This window comes from Saprospiraceae bacterium (assembly GCA_016709995.1).
Lineage (GTDB): Bacteria > Bacteroidota > Bacteroidia > Chitinophagales > Saprospiraceae > JADJLQ01.
The window spans coordinates 731915-756439 of record JADJLQ010000001.1; the positions used below are offsets into that span (position 1 = coordinate 731915).

At 38.3% G+C, this 24525-nt stretch carries 16 protein-coding genes, 1 tRNA gene and 7 pseudogenes; 13 read left to right on the forward strand and 11 right to left on the reverse strand.

What is annotated here, in order from left to right:
* The first annotated feature begins 167 nt into the window (after positions 1-167).
* From IPJ09_03085 to IPJ09_03095, 3 genes are read left to right on the forward strand one after another with little or no spacing between them, the layout of a single operon-like run.
* A complete protein-coding gene (locus IPJ09_03085; GenBank protein ID MBK7370425.1) occupies positions 168-593 on the forward strand; it encodes a phosphatase PAP2 family protein in 426 nt (141 codons plus the stop codon).
* 6 nt (positions 594-599) lie between these two features.
* Positions 600-788, forward strand: a complete 189-nt coding sequence (locus tag IPJ09_03090; GenBank protein MBK7370426.1) for a phosphatase PAP2 family protein — start codon at positions 600-602, stop codon at positions 786-788.
* A 40-nt stretch (positions 789-828) separates the two neighbouring features.
* Positions 829-1119 (forward strand): hypothetical protein, encoded by a 291-nt coding sequence (locus tag IPJ09_03095; protein ID MBK7370427.1) that lies wholly within the window; start codon positions 829-831, stop codon positions 1117-1119.
* A 342-nt stretch (positions 1120-1461) separates the two neighbouring features.
* On the opposite strand, the pseudogene tsaD reads toward IPJ09_03095, so the two are convergent.
* Positions 1462-2444 (reverse strand): annotated as a pseudogene (gene tsaD, locus IPJ09_03100) (tRNA (adenosine(37)-N6)-threonylcarbamoyltransferase complex transferase subunit TsaD).
* Between the two features lie 145 nt (positions 2445-2589).
* Between tsaD and IPJ09_03105 the strand changes: the two are divergent.
* The 5 genes and pseudogenes from IPJ09_03105 (at position 2590) to IPJ09_03125 (ending at position 8100) form a co-directional block, all read left to right on the forward strand.
* Positions 2590-3177 carry a hypothetical protein gene (locus IPJ09_03105; GenBank protein MBK7370428.1) on the forward strand — a complete coding sequence of 196 codons (588 nt, stop codon included), beginning with the start codon at positions 2590-2592 and terminating at the stop codon, positions 3175-3177.
* 47 nt (positions 3178-3224) lie between these two features.
* Positions 3225-3671 (forward strand): hypothetical protein, encoded by a 447-nt coding sequence (locus IPJ09_03110; protein ID MBK7370429.1) that lies wholly within the window; start codon positions 3225-3227, stop codon positions 3669-3671.
* A 212-nt stretch (positions 3672-3883) separates the two neighbouring features.
* On the forward strand, positions 3884-4420 hold the full coding sequence (locus tag IPJ09_03115) for an RsmD family RNA methyltransferase (GenBank protein MBK7370430.1): 537 nt from the start codon (positions 3884-3886) through the stop codon (positions 4418-4420).
* A 171-nt stretch (positions 4421-4591) separates the two neighbouring features.
* Positions 4592-6426, forward strand: a pseudogene (locus IPJ09_03120) (arginine--tRNA ligase).
* A 15-nt stretch (positions 6427-6441) separates the two neighbouring features.
* Positions 6442-8100 carry a glutamine--tRNA ligase/YqeY domain fusion protein gene (locus tag IPJ09_03125; GenBank protein MBK7370431.1) on the forward strand — a complete coding sequence of 553 codons (1659 nt, stop codon included), beginning with the start codon at positions 6442-6444 and terminating at the stop codon, positions 8098-8100.
* 83 nt (positions 8101-8183) lie between these two features.
* On the opposite strand, the pseudogene IPJ09_03130 reads toward IPJ09_03125, so the two are convergent.
* The 4 genes and pseudogenes from IPJ09_03130 to IPJ09_03145 form a co-directional block, all read right to left on the reverse strand.
* A pseudogene (locus IPJ09_03130) lies at positions 8184-9142 on the reverse strand (DUF1080 domain-containing protein).
* Between the two features lie 154 nt (positions 9143-9296).
* Entirely contained in the window at positions 9297-9863 is a 567-nt protein-coding gene (locus tag IPJ09_03135) for a hypothetical protein (GenBank protein ID MBK7370432.1), read from the reverse strand.
* The gene (locus tag IPJ09_03140) at positions 9860-10111 is read right to left on the reverse strand and encodes a hypothetical protein (protein ID MBK7370433.1); all 252 of its coding nucleotides are present in this window, start codon (positions 10109-10111) and stop codon (positions 9860-9862) included. Before IPJ09_03140 ends, IPJ09_03135 begins: the two co-directional genes overlap by 4 nt.
* Before the next feature lie 276 nt (positions 10112-10387).
* Positions 10388-11463: pseudogene (locus tag IPJ09_03145) on the reverse strand (hypothetical protein).
* Between the two features lie 260 nt (positions 11464-11723).
* Here IPJ09_03145 and IPJ09_03150 point away from each other — a divergent pair.
* Positions 11724-13434 (forward strand): annotated as a pseudogene (locus IPJ09_03150) (GMC family oxidoreductase).
* Positions 13435-13587: 153 nt separating this feature from the next.
* Here IPJ09_03150 and IPJ09_03155 read toward each other — a convergent pair.
* From IPJ09_03155 to IPJ09_03180, 6 genes and pseudogenes are all read right to left on the reverse strand, one after another.
* On the reverse strand, positions 13588-14214 hold the full coding sequence (locus tag IPJ09_03155; protein MBK7370434.1) for a hypothetical protein: 627 nt from the start codon (positions 14212-14214) through the stop codon (positions 13588-13590).
* A gap of 88 nt (positions 14215-14302) precedes the next feature.
* Entirely contained in the window at positions 14303-14899 is a 597-nt protein-coding gene (locus tag IPJ09_03160) for an FAD-binding oxidoreductase (GenBank protein MBK7370435.1), read from the reverse strand.
* Between the two features lie 366 nt (positions 14900-15265).
* Complete coding sequence (locus IPJ09_03165) at positions 15266-16462, reverse strand: sulfotransferase (protein ID MBK7370436.1); 1197 nt, start codon at positions 16460-16462, stop codon at positions 15266-15268.
* Between the two features lie 163 nt (positions 16463-16625).
* Positions 16626-17691: pseudogene (locus IPJ09_03170) on the reverse strand (hypothetical protein).
* A gap of 69 nt (positions 17692-17760) precedes the next feature.
* Positions 17761-18749, reverse strand: a pseudogene (locus IPJ09_03175) (2-hydroxyacid dehydrogenase).
* Between the two features lie 305 nt (positions 18750-19054).
* Positions 19055-19357: a hypothetical protein gene (locus IPJ09_03180; GenBank protein ID MBK7370437.1), complete on the reverse strand. Its 303-nt coding sequence runs from the start codon at positions 19355-19357 to the stop codon at positions 19055-19057.
* 213 nt (positions 19358-19570) lie between these two features.
* Here IPJ09_03180 and IPJ09_03185 point away from each other — a divergent pair.
* The 4 genes from IPJ09_03185 (at position 19571) to IPJ09_03200 (ending at position 24444) form a co-directional block, all read left to right on the forward strand.
* Positions 19571-19657 (forward strand) — tRNA-Ser (locus tag IPJ09_03185).
* A 2037-nt stretch (positions 19658-21694) separates the two neighbouring features.
* Complete coding sequence (locus tag IPJ09_03190) at positions 21695-22267, forward strand: hypothetical protein (protein ID MBK7370438.1); 573 nt, start codon at positions 21695-21697, stop codon at positions 22265-22267.
* Between the two features lie 14 nt (positions 22268-22281).
* Complete coding sequence (locus IPJ09_03195; GenBank protein MBK7370439.1) at positions 22282-23568, forward strand: hypothetical protein; 1287 nt, start codon at positions 22282-22284, stop codon at positions 23566-23568.
* 315 nt (positions 23569-23883) lie between these two features.
* Positions 23884-24444, forward strand: coding sequence for a hypothetical protein (locus IPJ09_03200; protein ID MBK7370440.1), 561 nt, complete (start codon positions 23884-23886; stop codon positions 24442-24444).
* The last annotated feature ends 81 nt before the right edge of the window (positions 24445-24525 follow it).

Consider the following 24525-nt stretch of genomic DNA (forward strand, 5'->3'; position numbering starts at 1 on the left):
TGATTTTGAGTAAACTATTTCAGACCAGATTGATATTGAATGCGGGGGTGCCCATCCACCTCCGATAAAATTATTGGTCAGCAGTAGCCCAATAAAATTTTATGCATCCTTGCTGAAAGTAATTCATTCCTGGACATGCCAGGGATTAACTAAATTTGTGGTGCATAATGGATTATTTTCTACAATTGGATCTCCGGATTTTTCACCTCATCAATCAGGTTTGGGTACATCCTTATTTGGATATGATCTTATCCTTTAGCCGTAACCAGTTTGTCTGGACACCATTATATGCTTTCCTGATTGGTTTTTTTATATTTAATTTCGGGACTAAAGGTTTATACCTCTGCCTCTTTGCCATCGGATTAGTGATTTTATCCAATTTGATCAGCAGCGAATTGATCAAAAAGAATGTGAGACGGACGAGGCCATGCAATGAAGTGAGTCTGGAACAAAATCGGAGATTATTGGTTCAATGTGGTACAGGTTATAGTTTTACTTCTTCCCATGCGACGAATCATTTTTGTTTTTCAGTCTTTATCATTTTAGCTGCTGCATCGTATTTACCTAGAACAAGATATTTATTTCTTCTTTAGGCGGCTGTGATCGCATATGCCCAGATTTATGTAGGGGTGCATTATCCGATGGATGTGATTTTTGGGTCTTTGTTGGGGATTTTCATGGGGTGGATAGGGGCAGTTTTTATAAATTATTACCTTTCTCCAAATGAACTTAATACAATACGCTTTATTATGCTTTTGCTTATTACTGATAGGGGGAGTATGTGCTAAATTTATTCTTGGTCAGAACCGCAAAAAAATATTACAGGACATGTTATCCCTAAGCGGTGCCTACCTGTTTGGATTGTTGATTTTAGAGATGTTTCCAATTATTTTTTCAGGTCATAATCACTATGCAGGGTTGTGTGTTTTAGCTGGTTTTTTTATTCAGATTTTTATGGAATTTTTGACGGGTGGATTAGAACATGGACATATTCATCCGCCTGCACATAATAATCAGGCTTTGACTGTGGCTTTATTTGTAGGATTGGGATTGCATGCCTTGGCTGGACGGTCTTCCATTTGCCGGGGTCGGGGCAATATCAGATCACCAACATCATAATTTTTACTCGGGGATATTACTCCACAAGGTGGTGGAAGGGTTTACGATGTATTTATTGCTTGATATGATGGGTCATAAAGCGGTCCGTATCTGGCAGATTTTGATATTGTTTTCGCTTATCACACCGGCAGGGATGGTTATGGTAAACAAGATTCCGGTATTATTAGAGCATATCCTCTGGTATTGGCATTTGCTGGCGGATCACTTCTCCATGTAGCCATTACGATTCTTTTTTGAAACAGAAAACCTTCACCATCATGGTATTCCGATCCGAAAACTTATATGGATTGGGCTAGGATTGGGTATGGCCGTGCTGATAGCTTTAGTCTAAGCAGCTGGTTCTTAGAAAGGTAACCTGGGATGAGGTGTAATATCCAGAGGGCTTACTTGATTTTTGAGGAATTTGTAATGGGCAGCAATCCCAATCATAGCAGCATTGTCGGTGCAATATTCAAATTTTGGAATATAGGTTTTCCAACCCAGTTCTTTTCCCACTGAAATAATTTGGTGGCGGAGAGCACTATTGGCAGATACACCTCCTGCTATGGCTACTTCTTTAATACCGTATATATCGGTAGCCTTGACAAGTTTTTTTTCATCAAGATGTCGACAAGTTTTGACTGAAGCGAAGCACATAAGTCATGGATGTTTTTGTCAAGATATGCTGGATCTATGGCTTTCTGGGCTTGTACATGATACAAGACGGCTGTTTTGATGCCACTAAAACTAAAGTCAAGACCTGGTACCTGAGGTTCTGGAAGGGTGATATTGGCTTGACCTTTTTTGGCCAGAGAGTCTATTACAGGACCAGCCGGGTAGCCCAGGCCAAATATTTTCCCCCTTTATCAAAAAGCTTCTCCCACTGCATCATCTAAGGTTTGCCCAATAATCTCCATATCCAGGTGATCTCTGACCAAAACTATTTGAGTATGTCCACCAGATACCGTAAGGCATAAAAATGGAAAATTCGGGTAGGGAGCTTCAGCAAAATGAGCCAGTATATGAGCCTGCATATGATTGACTTCTATCAATGGGATCTTTAAGCTGTAAGCCAGGCTTTTGGCAAAACACACACCTACCAGGAGTGCCCCCATCAATCCCGGACCAGTCGTCACCGCGATACCATTTATATCTTTCAGTTCGATCTGGGCTTTGTGTAGCGCTGCCTGAGTCACTGGGATAATATTTTCCTGATGAGACCGGGAGGCTAGCTCAGGGACCACACCGCCATATTCCGAATGAATCGTTTGATTGGCGATTAAGTTGCTGATTACTCGTCCGTTATCTATTACAGCGACCGAAGTTTCGTCACAACTGGACTCTATGGCAGGATTTTGTCAAAAAGTAAAATTTGAAGCACCAAAATTAACTTTTTTATCATCTGAATATTTTTGTTAATCCATAGGATACTATATTTTTATAAAAAGTGCTATACTTGTGTCGTCAGAAAAATCGAAATACTAAAAACTTATGAAGTTAATTTTAAATGCTATCATCGTGCTGGTCATCTTAGGATGCCTATACCTGTTGTATCTGAGTATTAAAGAACCACTTGAATTCCAAAAAGAGCGTGATTCCAGAAATGCCGCTGTAATCTCCAGGTTAAAAACTATCAAAGATTGCCAGGAGATGTACAGGGATATCTATAATAAGTATGCTCCTACTTTTGAAGAACTTGCTAATGGCCTGAAGATTGGAAAATTCAGGACGATCAAGGTCATCGGTGATCCGGATGATCCAGATTTTAAAGGAATAATCACGTATGATACTATCTACGAATCTGCTGTCGACAGTATTAGAAATATAGGATATAACCTTGATTCATTGCCATATGTACCTTTTGGTAATGGTACCAAGTTTGATATGGTTGCAGATACAATAAGACAAGGAAATATTATTTTAGATGTATTGGAATGTGGAATTCAACGCAAAGCCTTTATGGGTAAGTATGCTGACATTTCTTATAAAAAGTTTGACAATCGATATGACCCTGATTCAAGATTAAAATTTGGTGATCTTCGTTCTCCAAGCTTGACAGGCAATTGGGAGAGTAAATAAATTTGACAAAAAATATAATTTCTGGAGTGGTTAACTCTCCTCGAAAGATGTCATTGATCCTGTTTGATGACATCTTTTTTGTTTTTTTAGAAGGATCAAACACTTTTTCAGAGCATAAAATCTTTGAGCTGGATGATTATTGTCAACAAGTAGACGAAGGAGAATCAGGTATTGATTGTTTTTTAAGTTCACCATATATCCTGATTCCTGAGCTAGCTCACCAGGATGGAAGTGAGGTGCTACTCATGCAGGCCTCTCATCCATACTTGACTACTAGGAGTACAAGATATACAGTGGACACCTGGGCAGGGAAGTATTGTAAATTGGTGTATTATATTCCTAACCTATTATTTAAGCCTGGCTTTAATAAAAAGCACTGGCTTTCCTGTTTGTCTGCTTATAACCAGGCTTTTTTTGATCAATGGCATACAGCTTGCTGGGCTTATAAATTAGCTAATAAACTTTTATATTTATCAGTGTCGAAAAATCTTTAAAAGAGGTCAAAGTGTATTCTGTATTGTCTCCTGATGACAGTACCTATTTTTGCTTAAATTATTGGAAAAGTATAAAACACATCAAAATGAAATGGTGGTATGGACCAACGAACCTGGAGAGCACCACCTGCATATATTAAAAAATTCATACCAAAAGTGATTTACAGCAAATCCTCCCAGGCTGAATTAATCCATGAAATACTTGATGCATCATGCGAATCATAGCCGGTGAGCTAAAAGGCCGAAGGCTGGATCCTCCAGCAAAATCATGGCCTACCAGGCCTACTACTGACTTTGCCAGGGAAGGCCTGTTCAATATACTCCAGAATAGAATAGATTTTGAAGAATTAAATGCACTTGATTTGTTTGGAGGTAGCGGAAGCCATTCTTTTGAATTGATCAGCAGGGGTTGCCCTACGGTCACTTATGTGGATAATTTTAAAGGCTGCCTGGAGTTTGTTAAGACCAAAACCAAAGAGTGGAAAGTAGAGGAGCATATCACCATTGTGGCAGATGATGTATTGAGGTTTATCAGGAGCGGTCATCAAAAGTATAATTACATATTTGCCGGCCCGCCATACCCCCTTCGGGAGCTAGGTCAGATACCACAGTTAATATTCGATAATGACTTGTTGGAAGAACACGGCTTATTTATCCTCGAGCACAATTTTAAATATGATTTTACCGGACATCCAAGGTTCAAAGAAATCAGGAAATATGGATCCACTTTGTTTTCATTTTTTGGATAAATTTTGATTGATCACTATTTGAAATGTGAAAGTGATATTTTTCTCAATAACTGGAACATTTAGACTTTTAAATGAAGTTGGGATCACGGCTGAATAAAAGGATACTGTATGAGCAATTTCAGCATTCTCAAATAGGTATCTACGTTTAATCGTAACTTTGCAATCTTTTTTATGATCAAAGAACAATTACAGTCCGAGCTAAGTGAAGCAATATCAATGCTTTATAACGTATCTATCGACAGCAAGGGATTGTTGGTGGTGCCCACTAAAAAGGAGTTTAAAGGAGATTACACGTTGACAGTATTTCCTATAGCAGGAAGAATAAAAAGGCACCTCCACTTGCAGCAGCTGAGATAGGCGAAAAATTAATAGAGCTCCACCTCATTGAGTCGTATGAAGTTGTTCAGGGGTTTCTCAATATGAAGCTCAACGAAGTGCGCTGGATCGAGACTTTAAAAAACATATACGAAAACGAAACCTTTGGGGCAGGACAGCCTAAAAATGAAAAAGTCCTGGTTGAGTTTTGTTCGCCCAATACGAATAAACCACTTCATTTGGGACATATCCGCAATATGCTATTGGGAGATGCGACGGCGCGGATATTGGATGAAGCTGGTTATGAAGTAAAAAGGATACAAGTGATTAATGATCGTGGAATAGCTATCTGCAAATCCATGCTGGCCTGGCAAAGATGGGCCAGTGGAGCTACCCCGGAAAGCACAGGCATCAAAGGAGACCATTTTGTAGGGGATTATTATGTACTGTTTGAAAAAGAATTTGGTAAGGAATACAAAGCCTGGCAATCTTCTGAGCAAGGTAAAACCGAGTATGGTGATCGTAAGGATCAGGCTATGTCTGAAGAAGTTTTTTTTAAAGAATTCAAAAACCAATATTTTAATAAGTATAGCTCACTCGGTATTGAAGCCAGAGAGATGTTAATCAAATGGGAAAAGCATGATCCATCGACATTGACCCTCTGGAAGACTATGAACGGATGGGTATTTGATGGGTTTCAAAAGACCTATGATCAGTTGGATATCCACTTTGATCATACGGACTACGAGTCCATCACCTATCTTTTGGGCAAAGAAACAGTCCAGAGAGGGCTCGACCAGCATGTTTTTATGCCAAACCAGATCATTCGGTATGGATAGATCTATCGGATATCGGAATGGATCAAAAAATTGTGTTGCGTAGCGATGGCACTTCGGTTTATATCACTCAGGATATGGGCACTGCCCAGATGCGATATGAGAAATTTAAAATGGATCGACTGATCTATGTAGTGGCAGATGAACAAGACTACCATTTTAAAGTGCTATTTGAAATCATGAAACGATTCAAGGAGCCTTATGCGGCGGGACTTTTTCACCTCTCTTATGGTATGGTAGAGCTCCCTGAAGGCAAAATGAAATCACGCGAAGGGACGGTAGTAGATGCAGATGACCTGATCAAAGAGATCCTGACCGAGGCTACTGAGACGGCTGTAGAAAGAGGAGATCTTGCTGATCAATCTCCGGAGGCTCAGCGACAAACAATAGAAGCTATTGCGATAGGTGCAATTAAGTTTTTATGCTCAAGGTGCATGCTAAGAAGAGAATGGTTTTTAATCCCAAAGATTCTCTGGATTTACAAGGCCAGACTGGTCCATATATACAAAATGCTTATGTGAGGATCCAATCCATCCTGAGAAAATCTATAACACTTACTTACGAAAAATATAAATCTTATACAGACCTCAAGGAGGAAGAAAAAGAATTGATCTCCCTGATCGAAACCTATCCTGAGGTAGTGGCCAAAGCTGCAGAAAACTATGAGCCTTCAGAATTGGCCAATTATAGCTATAGTCTCGCCAAGGCATTTCATCGATTTTACCATGAGGTACCGATTTTGAGAGCTGATGATGAAGCTGCTTTGCAATTCAGGCTGGTATTGGCTAAAACTGTCGGGAGTATATTAAAAAATCATTTGAATTACTGGGTATACCAATGCCTGAAAGAATGTAAGATCACAACAAAAATATGTCAGAATCACTAAACTTTATCGAAGAGATTATACAGCAGGATGTTGCAGAAAACAAACACCAGGGTAGGGTATTGACCCGCTTTCCTCCTGAGCCCAATGGATATCTGCACATTGGACATGCAAAATCCATTTGTCTCAATTTTGGTGTAGCTCAAAAGTTCGGTGGCAGGACTAATCTGCGTTTTGATGACACCAACCCTGAGAAAGAGGATATAGAGTATGTCGAATCTATCAAAGATGATATCAGGTGGCTGGGTTTTGAATGGGACAAAGAGCTGTATGCTTCCGATTATTTTGAACAACTTTATGCCTTTGCCGTGCAATTGATCAAAGATGGCAAAGCCTATGTGGATCACTCCTCAGCTGATGAGATAGCTCAACAAAAAGGTACTCCCACTGTGCCGGGTACACCCAGCCCATACCGTGACAGATCAGTCGATGAAAACCTGGAGCTATTTGAAAACATGAAAGCAGGTGTGTTTGAAGAAGGAGAATGTGTGCTCAGGGCCAAAATAGATCTGGTTACACCTAATATGTTGCTGCGAGATCCGTTGATGTATCGTATCAAAAAGGATCACCATCATCGCACCGGAGACCAATGGGTCATCTATCCGATGTATGATTTTGCACATGGTCAGAGTGACAGTATAGAGCAGATTACGCACAGTATCTGCACTTTGGAGTTTGAAAATCATAGACCACTGTATGACTGGTTTATAGCACAATTGGGGATATTCCCTTCCCACCAGTATGAATTTGCCAGACTCAATCTCACCTATACAGTAATGAGCAAAAGAAAACTTTTGCAGTTGGTCCAGGAAGGTTTTGTGAAGGGGTGGGATGATCCACGGATGCCTACCATCACCGGTTTGAGAAGGAGAGGTTTTACTCCGGAGTCCATCAGAGATTTTGCAGATCGCATCGGTGTAGCAAAGAGAGAGAACATCATCGATGTGTCTTTGTTGGAGTTTTGCGTCCGTGAACACTTGAATAAAATTGCTTCCAGGTTTATGGTGGTGCAGGATCCGGTCAGATTAAGGATCCTCAACTATGAAGAAGGCAAAACTGAGATGATGCATATCGTGAATAATCCTGAAAACGAAGCTGCCGGAGCAAGGCTCATTCCATTCTGTAATGAGCTTTATGTAGAGCGGGATGACTATATGGAAATTCCCTCCAAAGGGTATTTTAGATTATATCCTGGTGGTATGGTCAGATTGAAAAATGGATATATCATCAAATGTGAACGAAGTGTATCTAATCCTCACACTGGCGAGCTCGAAGAGATCCAAGCCACCTATTTTCCTGAAAGCCGCAGTGGGCAGGATACCTCTGGACTGCAAGTAAAGGGAGTGATCCATTGGGTGAGTGCTGCTGAGGCAGTCAACGTAGAGCTGCGCATCTATGATCGTTTATTTACTGACGAATCTCCTGACGGTCATGAAGACAAAGATTTCAAAGAGTTTATCAATTCTGACTCTTTAAAAGTCATCCCTTATGCCAAAGCCGAGCCTAACATCATCAATGCTCAGCAGGGTGACCGATACCAATTTTTACGATCAGGCTATTATTGTCTGGATGCTGATAGCCGGCCGGGTCATTTGGTTTTTAATCGTACTGTGACGCTTAAGGATGCCTGGGCTAAAAAGAAATAACTACCTGCGCAGTTTAATTTGGTCATTTTGATTCCACAGGGGAGCCGGTTCTTGCTTTAATTACCGGATAATTTTAAGGTGCCTTATTTGGCAGGTGTAATCACAATGTTTCGAAACTCTATAGCTCCGTGATCTCCCTGGAAATAGATTGGACCGGGTTCGCCTTCGTTGCTATCCAATGCACCTCCCGTGATACCGGGTATTTCCTGATTTTGAATGATCATTTTACCATTGGCTATGACAGTGACCCTTCTTCCGATGAGGGTGATATCGTAGCTCTGCCATTCGCCAGGATCTTTGGCCACCATATCGCTTGGTTTGAGGAAGCCATAAAGTGCTCCAAGACCACCTAACCATGGTTCAGACCCTTTGCTGTCTTCAATCTGTACTTCATAGCGGCCCCGGAGATAAACTCCGCTGTTGCTACCTTTAGGATATCGAAATTCTACATGAAGCTTAAAATCTTTGAAGGTTTTATCTGTTCTGATATTGGCACCTGATTTCGCACTTTTAAGGACGCCACTTTCGACCATCCATTGATTGGTACCTAGCGCGGTCCATCCGGTTAAGTCCTTTCCATTGAAAAGGGTGATTGGTGGCCCCCCCAAACAGGTTGTTTTACAGTCCTGAGGGAAGGAGCTCTCACGCCGGTAAAAGGGTAGGTATTACCGTCCGGCATGGTCATTGTTCCTGATAATTTGTCTGCTTCTACCCGTCCATTCACTTTCAAATCCTTGTCTGTATTTTCCCATTGAGGAGGAATGGCAAAGTGAAACATTGCGCCTTCTACAAACACCTGAGAGATAGGTCTGGCACTACCCCCGCTGCCTACAAAATGTCCAACCAACGTACGGATGCCAGAATGATTGACTTCGAGCCAGGAGGGTATTACTTTACCATTACTTGTAATACTAAGATCCCATCGCCCTTCGATAGCTGAGGGTTGGGGTGTTTCGTGTTGTGCATTTATCGAGCTGCACCATACTACCAAAAAGAGTAAGAATGCAATGCTAAAGTAGAAGAAGAACGATGGTTTTTTCATGTTTTTTTTATATTTAAATGTAGGTATAATATGTGATTCAGTGCTGAGTTCCAACGGCATTTATAGATATGATCCACGAATCATGGCAGGCTAAAATGAAAATGTGCCTTGAGAAGATTTTCTCAAGGCACATGCCGAGACAAATTAGTCTGCTTTAAAACCGATTTCTCAAAATTATTACAAAGCTTTTGCCGTTTTCTGTAGTGGCTTTCGCAAAACGATCACAGCTACCATCACCATAGTTTACCTGAACAGTATGTCCTTTTCGCAGGAATTCTTCTTGTCCTGATACCAGGTAAGGGCAATTGCCTTTTCGTACCAAGGGATCTGTAATAGTCGAAGAAAAGACTATTTTATCTTCTGTGCTGCCTTTTGTTTCGCCAGTGATTTTCCAAATATCATCCGCTGTGCCGGGAGTGAGCCCGCCTTCGATCTGGGTACGGGTGTGCGATGCCTCGAGGGTGAGGGTACCCTTGGGACCATTGACGGTGATACCACTGATTTTTCTCGAAAATTTATGATTACTGTCTGCATCTTTTCCTTCATTGGAGAGTGTGATCACTCCGTTTTTAACCCTAAAGCTATCGATGCCAAAATTGACAAAAGTGGTTTTTCTCAGTGCGCCATTGTGACTCATGGAGTCTGACTGTTCTACAATGATCTGCCCTGAGTGATAGCGACCTGACTTCGTCAGACATCCTGAGCCGAAATCTATGGTCACCACATTGGGAAAGCTGCCTCTCGGCTGGGTGCTCGAGATGGTAGGGCAAGTGCCATTGTCCCTGGCTCTAATAGTTCGTTTTCAAGTTCTTCTACAGATGCCAGGGCATCTTGTGCTTCGGTGGCATTGATCGTGACATTAGTAATGGCCTGATCAGAATCTGCGGTGGGCACTTCGGATGATTTTTCGCAACTTATTACGAATAGTGTGGACAAGGCTATGCAGCCCAATAAAAATTTACTTTTCATGGTTATAAAAATTTTATGAGTTTACCTGTATTTTTTGATCGAAACTATAATTGACAGCAATGAGACCCGATCAAAGTATGTAGATGTTTTTTGTCAAATAGTACAGTATAGACTATTGGATTCAATTAGGGTTTAATGCTTAGGATGTTAATTTTTTTAGTGGACGACTTTTTTAAATTTAGTTCTTATTCAGCGTAGCATTTTATTAAGAGGATCAAACAAAGCAATAAAAGAAAAGCATGTAAGCGAGTTGAATGTTGCCTAAATCCTGGCTAACTACTTTCCAGTGATTTCCTTCAATTTCAAGAAGAAAGCTTTTTTTCGAGATGAGTTTATACCCCAGTCAACAGGCACACTTTGATACCCTTCTTCAAAACCTTCCTCTTTCATCCTGTAGTCAAAATATCCCCAGGAGGCGTATGCTTTCACTGCTGCAGTAAAATTGCACTCATCTGCCTCAAAATTGAAATGATCATCTTCATTAAACAGTATTGGCTGGTTTCTATAACCTTCCACCTTTTTCGTCAATTCTACCATCTCGGTGATTCGTGTTGTTTCTTTTACGCCATTTCCATGGATGAGTATAAAATCTGAGACCTTTACTATTTCGCTATTGGGGATAGTGCCTCCCCCAAAACTCGTCCCGGCGAGTAGTTTATTATTGCTTAATTTGTTACTCTTGTTATTAAAGCCCCTACGTTTTGCGGTTTCAAGATCGGGTGGTCATATTGAATGTTAGCTTCATTGTTGATTTCGATGAGTAGGTTTCTGTATTTCTTTTGCAATAACCATTTGCTGATTTCGTCAACAGCATGAATCACAGCAGTTTCATTTTCCAGATGTTGGTCCTGGCCAAAATAGAAATATCCTACTATCACCACCATACCCAGAGAATCTGCTTTATCCAAAATTCGCTCAAGTCTGTTAAGGTAGGGGATTCTGAGATTACCTTTTTCATCAAACGTGGTGTTTACCCAACCATTATTGCCATAACCTAATGGACTTCCCCCCTGAAGATTGAGCGTGAATGCTAATAGTCCATGATCATACCAGTTAGACATATTTTGTATGAATTCGTTCGTATTGCGATCGGCATCCCACACTTTGGTATCTGCATAGGCAAATAGATCTTTTGTATTTGGATTCAGATCGTCAAATATGCCCTGAACCATTCTGCTATTCATCAGCAGTCCTTCTATTTTATGACCGTTCCAATACCTACCTTGATAAGTTATTTTTTTGTTGATATAAAATTGATTGCCTTTGATGGAGACTTGGGTCTTGCGATTTTGAGCTGAGGTCAAACCAATAAAAAGAAATGTGACTAAAAGCGAAACCGTTCGTTTTTTCATGTGTATGATAGCCTTATCCATAGCGACCAAAAGTAATTCAAATTCCAGAAAATTGAATGGGATAGATTTGTCAGATTTTTCGGCAATGGGATTATCTTAGGGTTTATTAAATTCAGTTTTTGTTCAAATTTTAAGCTATGCAAATAAAGTCTAAAGTAATTCAAATTCCAGAAAATTGAATGGGATAGATTTGTCAGATTTTTCGGCAATGGGATTATCTTAGGGTTTATTAAATTCAGTTTTTGTTCAAATTTTAAGCTATGCAAATAAAGTCTTCAGCCGAATCTCATCAATACGATGCTATCGTCATTGGTTCTGGTATGAGTGGGGGATGGGCAGCTAAGGAGCTGTGCGAGGCAGGTCTCAAAACTCTTGTGATCGAAAGAGGGCCTATGGTCAAGCATGGCGAATACCCTACTGCTAACTGGAATCCCTGGGATATACCCTATCGAGGGGAGATGCCATATCAAGACAATACAGACAATCCGGTAGTCAATAAATGTTATGCTTATAACAAGACGACGGAGCATTTTTTTGTAAAAGATCAGTTTCACCCATATCAACAAGACAAACCTTTTGATTGGATCCGAGGTTACCAGGTAGGTGGAAAGTCGCTCCTCTGGGCAAGACAGACGCAGCGATGGAGCAATTATGAATTTGAAGCACCCGAACGGGACGGCTTTGCGGTAGACTGGCCTATCCGATATAAGGATCTCGAATCCTGGTATAGCTATGTAGAAAAATTCGTCGGCATCTGTGGAGATCGGGATGGCATAGATAATTTACCGGATAGCGAGGTAATGCCTGGTTTTGCACTGAACTGTGTTGAAAAACATATCCAGGAAAAAATTCATCAAAAATATCAATCGACTCGTCGGGTGATCATCGGAAGGTGTGCACACCTCACAGAGCCAAAAGATATCCACCTGGAGCAGGGTAGGGGCCGATGTCAACGAAGAACTTTATGCGAACGCGGATGTCCATATGGTGGATATTTTAGTTCGGTCTCGTCTACCTTGCCCTGGGCAGCGAAAAACCGGCAAACTTACTATACAGCCTGACTCAGTAGTCCATTCCATTATCTACGACCAAGAAAAACTCAAGGCCTCTGGTGTGAGAGTGATCGATGTGAATACCAAAGAGGCTACTGAATATTTTGCAAAAATTATTTTCGTCAATGCAGCTACTATCAATACCAACCTGATTCTGCTCAATTCTATTTCAGATCGATTCCTCATGGTTTGAGCAATGATCAAGGTATCCTGGGTCACTATATAGGCTTTCACAATTATCGAGGTAATGTTTCAGCGACGATGGAGGGATTCGAAGACAAATATTATTATGGTCGAAGACCTACGCAGGCATTCGTCCCGTCTTTTAGGAATGTTCGTAAGCAAGAGACTGACTTTTTGAGAGGATATATGAGTTATTATATAGCTTATAGACCTGGTTGGCACCAAGGTTACGGAGAAAGTGGTTTTGGGGAGGATCTTAAGACTGCCATCAATGATCCCGGACCCTGGCAAATAGCGGTAGGGATGCAAGGCGAGACCGTGCCAATCTATGAAAATCATGTCAGGCTCAGTGAAAGTCTAGTCGATCCCTGGGGAATACCTCAAATCATCACATCTGTGGGCTACACAGCAAAATGATGATAAAATGGTGCAGGATTTTATCAGTCAGGGAACTGAAATGATGGAAATCGCAGGGTGTAAAATTAAAGCTGCGTACGACAATCATCAGGCCCCCGGTCTGGATATACATGAGATGGGTGGCGTCAGAATGGGTAGAGATCCTAAAACATCCATGCTCAATGAATGGAACCAGCTGCATCAGTGTAAAAATGTGTTCGTCACAGATGGGGCTTGTATGACATCTGTGGGCAATCAGAATCCATCGCTGACTTTTATGGCGATTACGGCCAGGGCTGCAAATAGGGCTGTAGATGAATTAAAGCGGGGAAATATATAACCCTGGAGATCAACAGGATTAATGCTATCTTATAGAACTCGGAACTATCAATGGACTGTAAAATAAGAGGTTATAGTTCCGGGGTTTTGACCACTTTCCGGTTATTTTTTATGATTGTAGTAGTACGAGCCCTATAGCTAGAAGGTCTATATATTAATCGGGGAGGCCCTGTAATCGAACGGATTGATTGGATCTGAAAAAGCCATGCTTTATGATACGGGGATACGTTTTTTGAAAGATAACTTTGCTCATTCGGGCATCTTTGGCTAGATATATCCTGCCGCCTGCATCAACTACCAGTCGATCCAACTTATTCAAAAGTGCAAATACCTGGGGCGTAATTTTAAAATCCATTGATAGAGTATAACCTTCCAGTGGAAAACTCATGACTGCATTGACATCTGGAGGACCCATGCGCTTCAACACTGCAAGGAAAATCTGCTGATTGCTGTTACGAACTTCTTTTGAATACTTTTTGATGGTGGTCAAGGCGGTAAGGACTGGAATGACGAACTGATATTGCAACATGCCTTTTTTACCATATAGTTTATTCGAATTCTGTATCTCATCCAAAGGGAAAAAATAGGATTGATAGTGGACTATTTCAATTGGCTTTTTAAAGTAATTCTTATAATAGTAATAAAAATTAAAACATTGTAGCGTCATTTTGTTGAGAACAAATCCAGGTAAATACTTATGGATGCGAGCAGGTAAAGATGAACTGTGGTGAGAGGTATTTGTAACCATTGATTCTTCCAGTTCTTCTTTCGACAAATGCATCCCAGGCTGGTTATAGTAGAAATTTTATCTCCACGAATAGAAGGCGCGTCCAACCAGGCAACCATATAATGGGTGTCCTTATATCTTTCTAAAACTTCAAAAACAGTTTGAAAATTTGATCCGAATATATTGGTCTTTTTATCAAGGGAGATTGAATGGAGCAAAGCTGCAATTTTGCACTTAGAATGATACCAGTAAGTCCCATGCCCCCACATGTGGAGTAAAATGTTTCACTGTTTTCTGATCTTGAGCAATCGAGAGCAGGGCTGGATTCAGTATATAAGCGTATGGATAGGACATGTTTAGCAAAACTCCCGGATATACTATGGTTTTTACCATGAATGTCAGCTGCTATGGCTCCTCCAATAGTAATATACTTTGTACCAGGTACTACGGGTAAAAAAAATCCTGCCGGGACTATTAGATCCAATATTTGTGAAATTAGTACACCAGATTGGACTTCTATTGTTGCCTGAGTTATATCGAAATCTATGATCCTATTTAGATCAAGGGTGCTGAAAACACGGTCATTGAGCGACGCATCACCATAGGATCGGCCGTTGCCACGGGCTATAATATTTTTGGATGAATTCAATAAATCAGCAAGGTCTTCTGTATTACCTGAAGCTACTACTGTCGCCTTTACGCTTGGATAGTTGTTCCAGTTGCTTATAGATTGTATCATGCAGCAAGCTTATAAAATATTTAATAATTCAGTACGGAAAAACTAATAATCCAAAATAAAATAATCAAGTGTAGCCAATGATCCTGCCATAATATATCTATCGGTGGATCGTATGGACTTATCCTGGTCGTTACAAAGTAGTATCTCCAATATCCTATTAATACCAATATGGCATTAATATAAACAAAGTTAGTCCCAAATCCTGACCTCACTTCATCAGAGAAACAGAACATGCAATATAGCACGAAAGATAATATAGCAAGAACTTTTAATGCAATGGAGATTTTTTTAAGACTGTAAAAACTTAAAGATTGCCTTATTTTAATCTGATGAATATTTTCAAGCATAAGCTCTTTTCTTCTTTTATCAAGCGTAAGGAACAGAGATAATGGAATAGTCATAACTACCAACCAAAATGACAAGTTTATCATTCCAGCCATTGCACCTGGATTTGTCATTATATCCGTGATCAATGATATTCTCCCAGTCCTTTCCGTTTATAATAAGGTTTTTGAAAATTCTATTTTTTAAAAAAGTGTGTCTCAAAAGAAGAATGGCATAGTAATGACATTGGAATCGAAGCTTGTTTTTGTATTCAGTCCACAAATAAGTTTTAAAATAGAAAGCTAATTTGGCAACATACAAATGCATTTTCATCTGCAAGGAGAGAGTGGTATTGGCAATCGGAAAATCATAAGGCAGTAGCTTTAATTCAGGTGCCCAATATGCCTGGAGATATGCATATTGCGCTGGACTTAAAATTGAATAGGACCTGTTTATTCGTTGATCTGTAAGCGGTTCGTCCAACCTTCCGAGAATCTGTCGCATGACTTCCTTATCTCGGGCATATTTTTTTCGGAACTGAAATGCCAACATACCTGGCTCAAAATTAATATTCAAAAAGGTGCAAATTTGTTGTAAAATCGGCTCAGGATTTCGAGTTAAGTCTTCGTAGGTGATCCGCAGTAAGTCTATTTTTTTGGGAAGATGATGGGATTGCATGTTCTTCAGTCCTCTTTTTACCGTCACGGCAAAATGATATAGCCACTTGTTGGGCAATGGCGACTTATCAGGTGACAATATTGCTTCTGTTAAAGACACCACTATATCAAATGGATTCCTCAAAATCATAATAAACTGACTTTCAGGAATAGCTTCATTCAAAGTCGGTACGAAAAATGTGTTTTCGGGAGTTTTTTCCCCAAACCAGCTCGCTTTTTTTTCTTTAAGATAGTCACCGATCAAAGCATCATACCAGGTATTCGTAGATATTGGAAATTTAAATTCTCTGATTGCTTGCCGGGCCAGACAAAGGTTAATTGAGTCTTCGAAAAGATTGGTTCGGTGGTAATAATAATTGATGATGAGCAGATGTTTCCATTTGTCACTGATTTCTTTGGTGGCATTTAAACGCCAATGTGTCATACCTGAAGACATTTCGGGACAAACCGCTACCTGTGAATGGGCATCGAGCATTTGTTCGAGAAGTGTTGTACCTGACCTATGTACGCCCAATATGAATAAAGCCGGCTTTTTCTTTATATTATTTATTGAAGCTTCCATGGCTGTAACAATACTGAATTATATACAACTCTTCAAATGAAAATTTGCAGCATTTACCCTGAACGACCAAGTCCATACTCTTTCTGTGTACATCCAAAAATTTATGATGGTTATCACGGAAAAATGAAAGAAAAGTTATTCGACTTTACGGCATGATTATAAATCAGTACCTGGTTTTTAATACGATTGCACCCAGATCTTTGATTTCGTCCTGTTCAGTAAAAAATACTTTTCCTTTTTTGGATAATACTTCCCAGGCTATATAGCTTGTAATGTCATCTATCACCTCTTTCGCAGAAGTATCACCGACCAATTCAAAGGTCCTGTCGCTGGTCATATGTACGGGTTGAGCAAAGTCCTGATGCACTATCAATAAGTCGCCACGACCGTCGATGGATGCTTGATAAATCTCCTGTAAGTCTGTCAAAACCATACCTTGTCCAACTGCTTCTCTTATATCGCTAATTGCTTCTGTTCTTCGTCTGTGTTGCAATTCACGTATGATTTCCCAGGCTTGTTTTGCAATATGATGTGTGGTAGTATTATTGCAGTTGATATGTGCCAGTCCGCTATAAACCGAAGGTTTGTCAGCTACTTGCTGAAGCCTGCTATAATTGTCTTCTGTTTGCGACTACCACAATATTACTTCCCGTCTCATTATAGATGGTATAATTGCTTTGTCTATTGTATTCAAATATTCACGCACTAAATCGTCTAAATGTTTAGAATCACTCCCTTTGTCGGGTGTGTATTGTAATGCCTGTTGTCTGGAAAAGGAAAGTCATCATTTTTAACTTCGTTGATGATTTCATCATTGAGTGCCTTATACAAGATGGTGCCGCTTTGAGACAATAAAAGGATGTAATATTCTTCAGTTCTGATGTACGATTTCATCAAAGGACGAATATCAAATCTATCGGAGATATGAACGCCATTTTGAGTAATGGGCCAGGATGACTTAATTGTTTCAATGGTGTCGTTGGAAACATATATATGCAGGCTATCCAAATTGTGGTTGACATCAATGTCGATCGTTGAAAGTTTTCTAAGGTGAGCTACATCCCTTTTGCCATATTCATGAATTACTCTTTCTTCTGCTTCATGAATAAGATTTTTAATACTATTTCATCCTGGATATTGTCTGGATGTGTTCTGTGCGTATTTAGAATTGTGACACAAGGTGAGTTTTTTTCTAAGGCTAATTGTTCTAAGTTTTGTTTGATCGTCATTATTTATTTTTTTTAAAGATAAGCAATTTGGATCTAGAAGATAGATAAGTTTTTAAGTATTGGGGCCGGTTATTGTATTTCGTTTACTGATATGAGCTTCTGTTCAAAACAATCCAAGTTGTACAAAGTAGTCTTAGCAATATTTTGTAGTGAGGTTTCAGTGAGGAATCCCTGATGACTGGTGATCAACACATTTTTAAAAGTCATGAGCCGGGCGATGGTATCGTCCTGGAGAATATCTTCAGAATGATCTTCAAAAAAAAGTCCTGCTTCCTCTTCATATACATCCATTCCAAAATAGCCAATATGCTCGCTTTTTAAAGATTGTACGACATCGTTTGTATTCACCAATCCACCGCGACTCGTATTGATTAACATGACGCCTTGTTTCATATTAGCTATACTGGACTTGTTAATTAAATGCTTCGTTTGTTCATTCAGTGGCAAATGCAAGGTGAGGATATCAGATTGTTTGCACAGTGATTCAAAATCAGTGTAGGTCACCTGATATTTTTGTTTTAGCTCCTCATTTTCGTTTTTGTCAAAAGCCAATAAGCGACAACCAAAACCGTGGAGAATACGGGCTATCACGCTTCCTATTTGTCCTGTGCCTATGATCCCCACAGTTTTTCCATTCATATCAAATCCGGTCAATCCATCCAGGGAAAAATTTTGTTCCATGATGCGATAGTGTGCACGTATCAATTTTCTATTGAGTGCGAGCATTAAGGCTATGGTGTGTTCAGCTACTGAATATGGAGAATAAGCAGGTACTCTTGCTACCCGGATACCAAGCTGCTTTGCTTTCAGAGATCCACATTATTATACCCGGCTGATCGCAGAGCAATGAATCTTACTCCCTGTTTATATAATATTTCGAGTACGGGTGCTGATGCATCATCGCTTACAAATAAACTTACCGCTTCAAATCCTGCACTTAAAGCAGCTGTTTCAATGGAGAGCGCAAGGTTAAAAAAATGCAATGCGTGATTGTCTGCTTTCGATTGTTCAAAATAAGGTTTTTCAAATTTGTGAAAACTATAGACCGCTGTTTTCATATACTTAGCAATTTGCCTCTGTGCAGTTTAATTAAATTTACTTTTGAAAGATATTTTCTAGAGGAATGAAAACTTCTAACAAACTATTTGATCGAGCAGTTTTTGCCATCAATCTAGTCACTTGATATGTAGACACTGAACCTCTACCGCTCAGATGATTTAAGAAAGCTGAAGATATTATTTCTTGATTTTTTATCGTTTTGACGACCGAGTGAATTGATGACTTTTCAATCTCCGAAGTTCTCCTCCAGATCATTGCATATCTCCACCGATGCTATAACTGCTATTCTCTTCGTCTTCACTCCCTATCTTCTCCTCCTCATCATCCAACTCAGAGCCTGGGACATCCAAATCTCCACCTGACAGGTCATCATTAAAATCCTTTTCATTTCTTGAACCAATACCTGTACTCTCGTTTGGGGTTTTTGTTTTTGAAATGTCGTCAGGCTTAATGGACGCCTCTTTTTTTGCATTGAAGTAGATATCCTGATCAGCTGGATAAGGTGGATATCCAGGTGTCTTTTTTCTTCCTTATTCAACGTAGGATCAGGAATGTTTTTGTTCTGCTCATTTTCATAGTGGTGTATTTTATTCAAAGGTAGGTACATTGCACCAGATAGGGTTAAATACTTATAAAATCAATCAGACTAACCTTGTGTTAGTCGTAGGCATCCGGGGCTTCGTCAGCGCTGGGGGCGGTCTCCAATCCAGGAGTAAAGCTACAAAGTAACCTAAAAAATATTTAAAAAGAGAAAGGGAAATCTAATAGCTATTTTCGTTGAAAAATATATCTTTGCACCCTCGTAATCGAGGACCAGAATGGAGAGATGGCAGAGCGGTTTAATGCGGCAGTCTTGAAAACTGTTGACGGCGTGAGTCGTCCCGGGGTTCGAATCCCTGTCTCTCCGCAAAGCTAAAACCATATAGCCTTGTATATCAATGATATATGAGGCTTTTTTGTTTTAGAGTTGTCGTTCTAGTTGTCGTAATAGCGTTATCCAGCTTCGACCAAAAAACAGTTTTATAGCCAATTAGACTTTAACAGCAAAGATTCTTATATTCAAGAAAAAGTATCTCACCAGAGTCATTAATTCTCAAAGCGGGATAGAAGTGGCCAGAAAGAATTCAATCCCGTAGGCTTTCAGTTCGTTGAACAACTATTTACTAAACTAATGATAATTATTGTAAAAACTGATGGCTTTTAAAACTAGAGTTGGCTTTTCATATTCCTAAAAACTACAGGGGGGATGAACGAAAAATACAGAAGAGGGGGGGATGGTCGATAGATACTTCAGTTCAAGAGCCATATTGGAGGGTATAAAGTAAGTTATCGATGACCTCATTGATCTTATTTAGTCTGGCATGATCACAACGAATAAAATATGTATCCTGTTACAAAAAGTAGATTATAGGATAGTCTCTATGAGGAGCTAAATATTAAACTCGTTTGCAACGGAAAAGAGTTGTCTAGGAAGTATGTCACAAGTACAAGCATGTTGGGTTGATAATTTAAGCATACCCTGAACCATCAATAAAATGCAATAGATTGATTTTTCCCAATTATTGGTAAAAACTACCCTAATTTTAACAATTGTTTCATCATAACTGCCTATAAAATGAGCCTTCAAGCTGTCCTTTCTAAAATTCTCCTCTGGACTTTTTGTACGATCTTATGGATTCCTTTAACTCAAGCTCAAGATCTTTACAAGACTCCATCGGGCAAAAAGTACCATCTGGCTTCCTGTAGAATGGTTGAAAATGTCTCAATGAAGTTATTGACCTTAGAAGCAATTAAAGACTTTGGTTTAGAACCATGTAAAATATGTAAACCGCCTTTGATAGCTGGCTCAAAGACTCTTTTGAATATAGGATCTTCAAATAAAGCCGTAGGAGTGGCAAATACTGTTCAATGTAAAGGCAAAACAAAAAAGGGCACCAGATGTCTACACAGGACAAGCATAGCCAATGGATATTGTTTCCAACATGTAAAATGACAGGTCTTTTTGCAAAGTAACTTTTTGCACGAAAAGCTGCAACAACTCAGATTCGGTAAGGATTCTCTATATCTACAGTATACTTCCCAGAGCGATTATGAGCAGCCCGTCGATACATGGAAACACGCCTGAAGAAGCTGCATCTTTAAAAACAGATTTCAATCAGATTCTTCTCAATAAATGATGTTGGCAAAAAAGGAAAAGTGCATCTCGCACAGGGTTCAATATGAGAAGGGAATTGAAGAAATAATCCGTCGGATGAAGGATTTTAGAAAACTGAAAAGAAACATCATATAATATGAATTAATGAGTTTTAACTATTATATTTGATTGAAAGACAAAGGATTATGATTTTAAATTCAACCATGTTTTCATTTTTATTATTTATTTCATCCTTTGCAATTCATGACACTGAACCAAAATATTACTTAATTTGTACGGGAAAACACTCCAAATCTTATCACAAAGATTATTCTAATCCCTCTGAGTATTGCAGAGGTTTAAAGTCTTGTGGTTCTGCAATTAAAAGATTGGAATCTAGGGAGGCTATTTCAGATAGACCAGATCCTTGTGATTTTTGTTTTGGACATTAAACTTCAATTGTCGATTCATAGGTTCATTTTGAATTAACTAAGTTAAATAGTTTATTTATATTAGCTTGTTTATTTCCAAGATATTAAAAACTATTATCAATGTTTGAATTCAACCGTGAAGACAATTTCAAACCATCAAGTCATGCTTTAAACTTGTGGCAATGGACACCTAAAAAGTGCTACCAATTCATATAAAGTACATCGGCCTGGATTATTTAATTATCCTAATTATGCATGGCACGGTTTAGGAGTCATATTAATTCTTATTTTAGAATTTGGTGCAACATATTATGCATTTTCTAAAGGAGTTCGTGTTGAGGCTATACTTGTTTCAATTGCTGTAGATTTTTTCCTCGCATTGACTTCTCACGTTTGGGTTTTAAATCTTAACAAGGATAAGAATGCTTTAGTTTTTAGCAATAATATTGAAATTCAAAAACTTGAAAGAAGAATTTCCAGGACAAATATAATAAGAGGATTTTTTCAATTACTTATTATTTGTTTAGGATTTTTTAAGTTTTTTTGGTTTTATTCGGTATATCAAATATTTGATGCAACGGCTCTCTTTATTTTTGTTTGTTACATGTTGGCTGCTGTATTGCATGTTTTATGCACTGGGTATTTCTTTTTCACATTGGCAGCTTCTTTTGTTTTAAGCTATCAACATTCGTTATATCTAAAATCAAATGGCAAGAATTTTCATTTTGATCCATTGAAACCAATGTCGTTTATGATAAATACATCACTTGATTTAACTGAATGTAACGCGGGCAGGCATTCAATACAAAAGAAAGGTAATAATTTCTATTTTGAAATTAATGGCATCCTACTTGATTCTGAATTAAATGATATGATTGGGCGTCAGCTCAAAGAAGAACAACAGCAGGTTGTTGCAATTGAAGGTGTCAGAGTTCAGTATAATATGCTTTAATTAAAATATAAAATATGAAATCAATTTTATACATTATCTCAGTTATATGGTTTTTATTTCTTTCTTGCAAGAATAACGAGCCAGTCTTTTATGAACTAAAAATTATAAGTTTTGCTTCAATCAATAAATTGGGTACATCAGAAGTAAATCGGGACATCAGTGAACTGATAAGTAGTTTAGAATTAAATGGAAGGCTTTATATTCCTGTAGTTACCATTCAAAGAGTGGGTGTGTCAAAAAACTTACAACTATTGGGAGAAATCACTGCTGGATGTGCAGGTGATTTAGGGAATAAAGAATTTGTTGATAAATCAATTTCAAAAGTTTTACAAGGCTTGACTTTACCAGAAGAATATATGGATGATAATATTATTTCAGAAGATACAATAAATTTATATTTTGAGAGATTGCAAAGAGATACTTTAAAGAAATTGATCATATTTGATCCTGACATACAGGAAGATAAAAGAAAGTATAAATTTTCTAATATTAAAAGCCTTCATCAAGAATTTATCAATATTCTAAATGGTAATATAAAACACCCAATTAATGTTATTTATAAACTACCAATCCCTAATGACCCAATTCAGGAGACTGAAAGAAAAATAATTGAACTACCTATTACCCCACAGAGAATTGAAGATGAAACAAAAAATATAATTCAAATTAAAAATATTACTAGGAGAAATTCTAAGTTGGATTCTTTATATAAATCAATTTCCAATCTAATCGACGATTCCCCTTCTGATTACAAATTGTATTTATTGAGAGTTTACAACAGAATTGAATATAATAACATGTTAACAGCGCTCAGAGATTTACGTAGTTCGGCAGTCGCAGCAATTAGCACAGGCAATTCAAGTGAGTTAATTAGAATTATGGAAATTGAAAAATCTTCTAGATTAATTAGACTTTATCAAAACAGGAAACCTCATTTTCAGTCTATTCTTTGGGCTCTACAGGAAGAAGATCCATCATTGATAGAAATTATTAAAGGTGAGCTTATGAAGGAAGGAAATTCATATATACTGTATTTGGATCAAGGTTCAGTGTTTACTTCAAGAACTTTTCCAAATTATAGGATATCTACACTAGGTCGGAAAACTGATGGTACAATAACTATGAGTTTATATTTACCTTGTGCGACATCAGAAAATTCAGAGCTAAGTATAAATAGAGATCTAATTATTGGACAAGCAATTTCAGGAAAGTATTGCAATGACACTTGGAATGTAAATATTGTCAATGAGAGTGCAATGAATAAAAGCTTTATTAAATTTAGGTTAATTGTTAGTCAATAAGGGTAAATTATTTACAGACACAAATATTATCCCTCACTTAATGCTATTAGACCAAATCGACAGACACATAATATAAGCCACTATAGTTTGTGGTTGTCTAACCCAAAACGATAGGGTCAAATGGAATTAACTGTCACTCATTCAATGGATTGGCTATGTGTCATAGAAAGATATTGAAATTTCATAATTGAATTGACCTTAAATGAACTTTAAACTGAGGGTCCAACCATATTGTCGACAATAACGCTTTTTATTGATTTTATCTTTATATTTGGTAATCTCTTTTATTATTCTGTTTAACTCATGATAAGACTAATGAAAATATTGACCTTAACAATATTTTCATATATTTTTAATTCTCAAGCCACCATTGCTCAAAATTGTGGTGTAGAACGCTGGAACATAAAGACCTTAACCGATAAAGATACAACACTAATAGATTTTAGTAAATTCATAAAATCAACGGTTCACGATCAAAATCAATTAGAAATTCCCGAGTCAAGGACTACTCGATTAAAGTCGGAGACAATCATTTATTCAATAGACTGCTTTATAGTCGGTTATAAAAAGGATGCAAATGACAAAGATATTCATATAATAATTGAAGACTTAAATACAGACGAAACAATGGTAATAGAAATTCCTAGTTACGAATGCTTTGAAATCCAAAAGTCAAGTAGATATGCATTGTTTAAGGAACTTCAGGAATGGTTTAACTCTAATGTTGGGCAACCTAGATCTAAATTTGAGTTCTTAGAAACTCATATCCCTGTAACAATCACTGGAGTAGGGTTTTTTGACTCCCATCACGGTCAAATTGGAATGGCTGGCAATGGCCGTGAAATTCACCCTGTTTTATCAATACAACTAAGGTAAATACATTTACATTAAATCATACCTCGAAATGAAAAAATTACTATTATTATTGATTCCATTTTTCTCATCGTTATTCGTTGA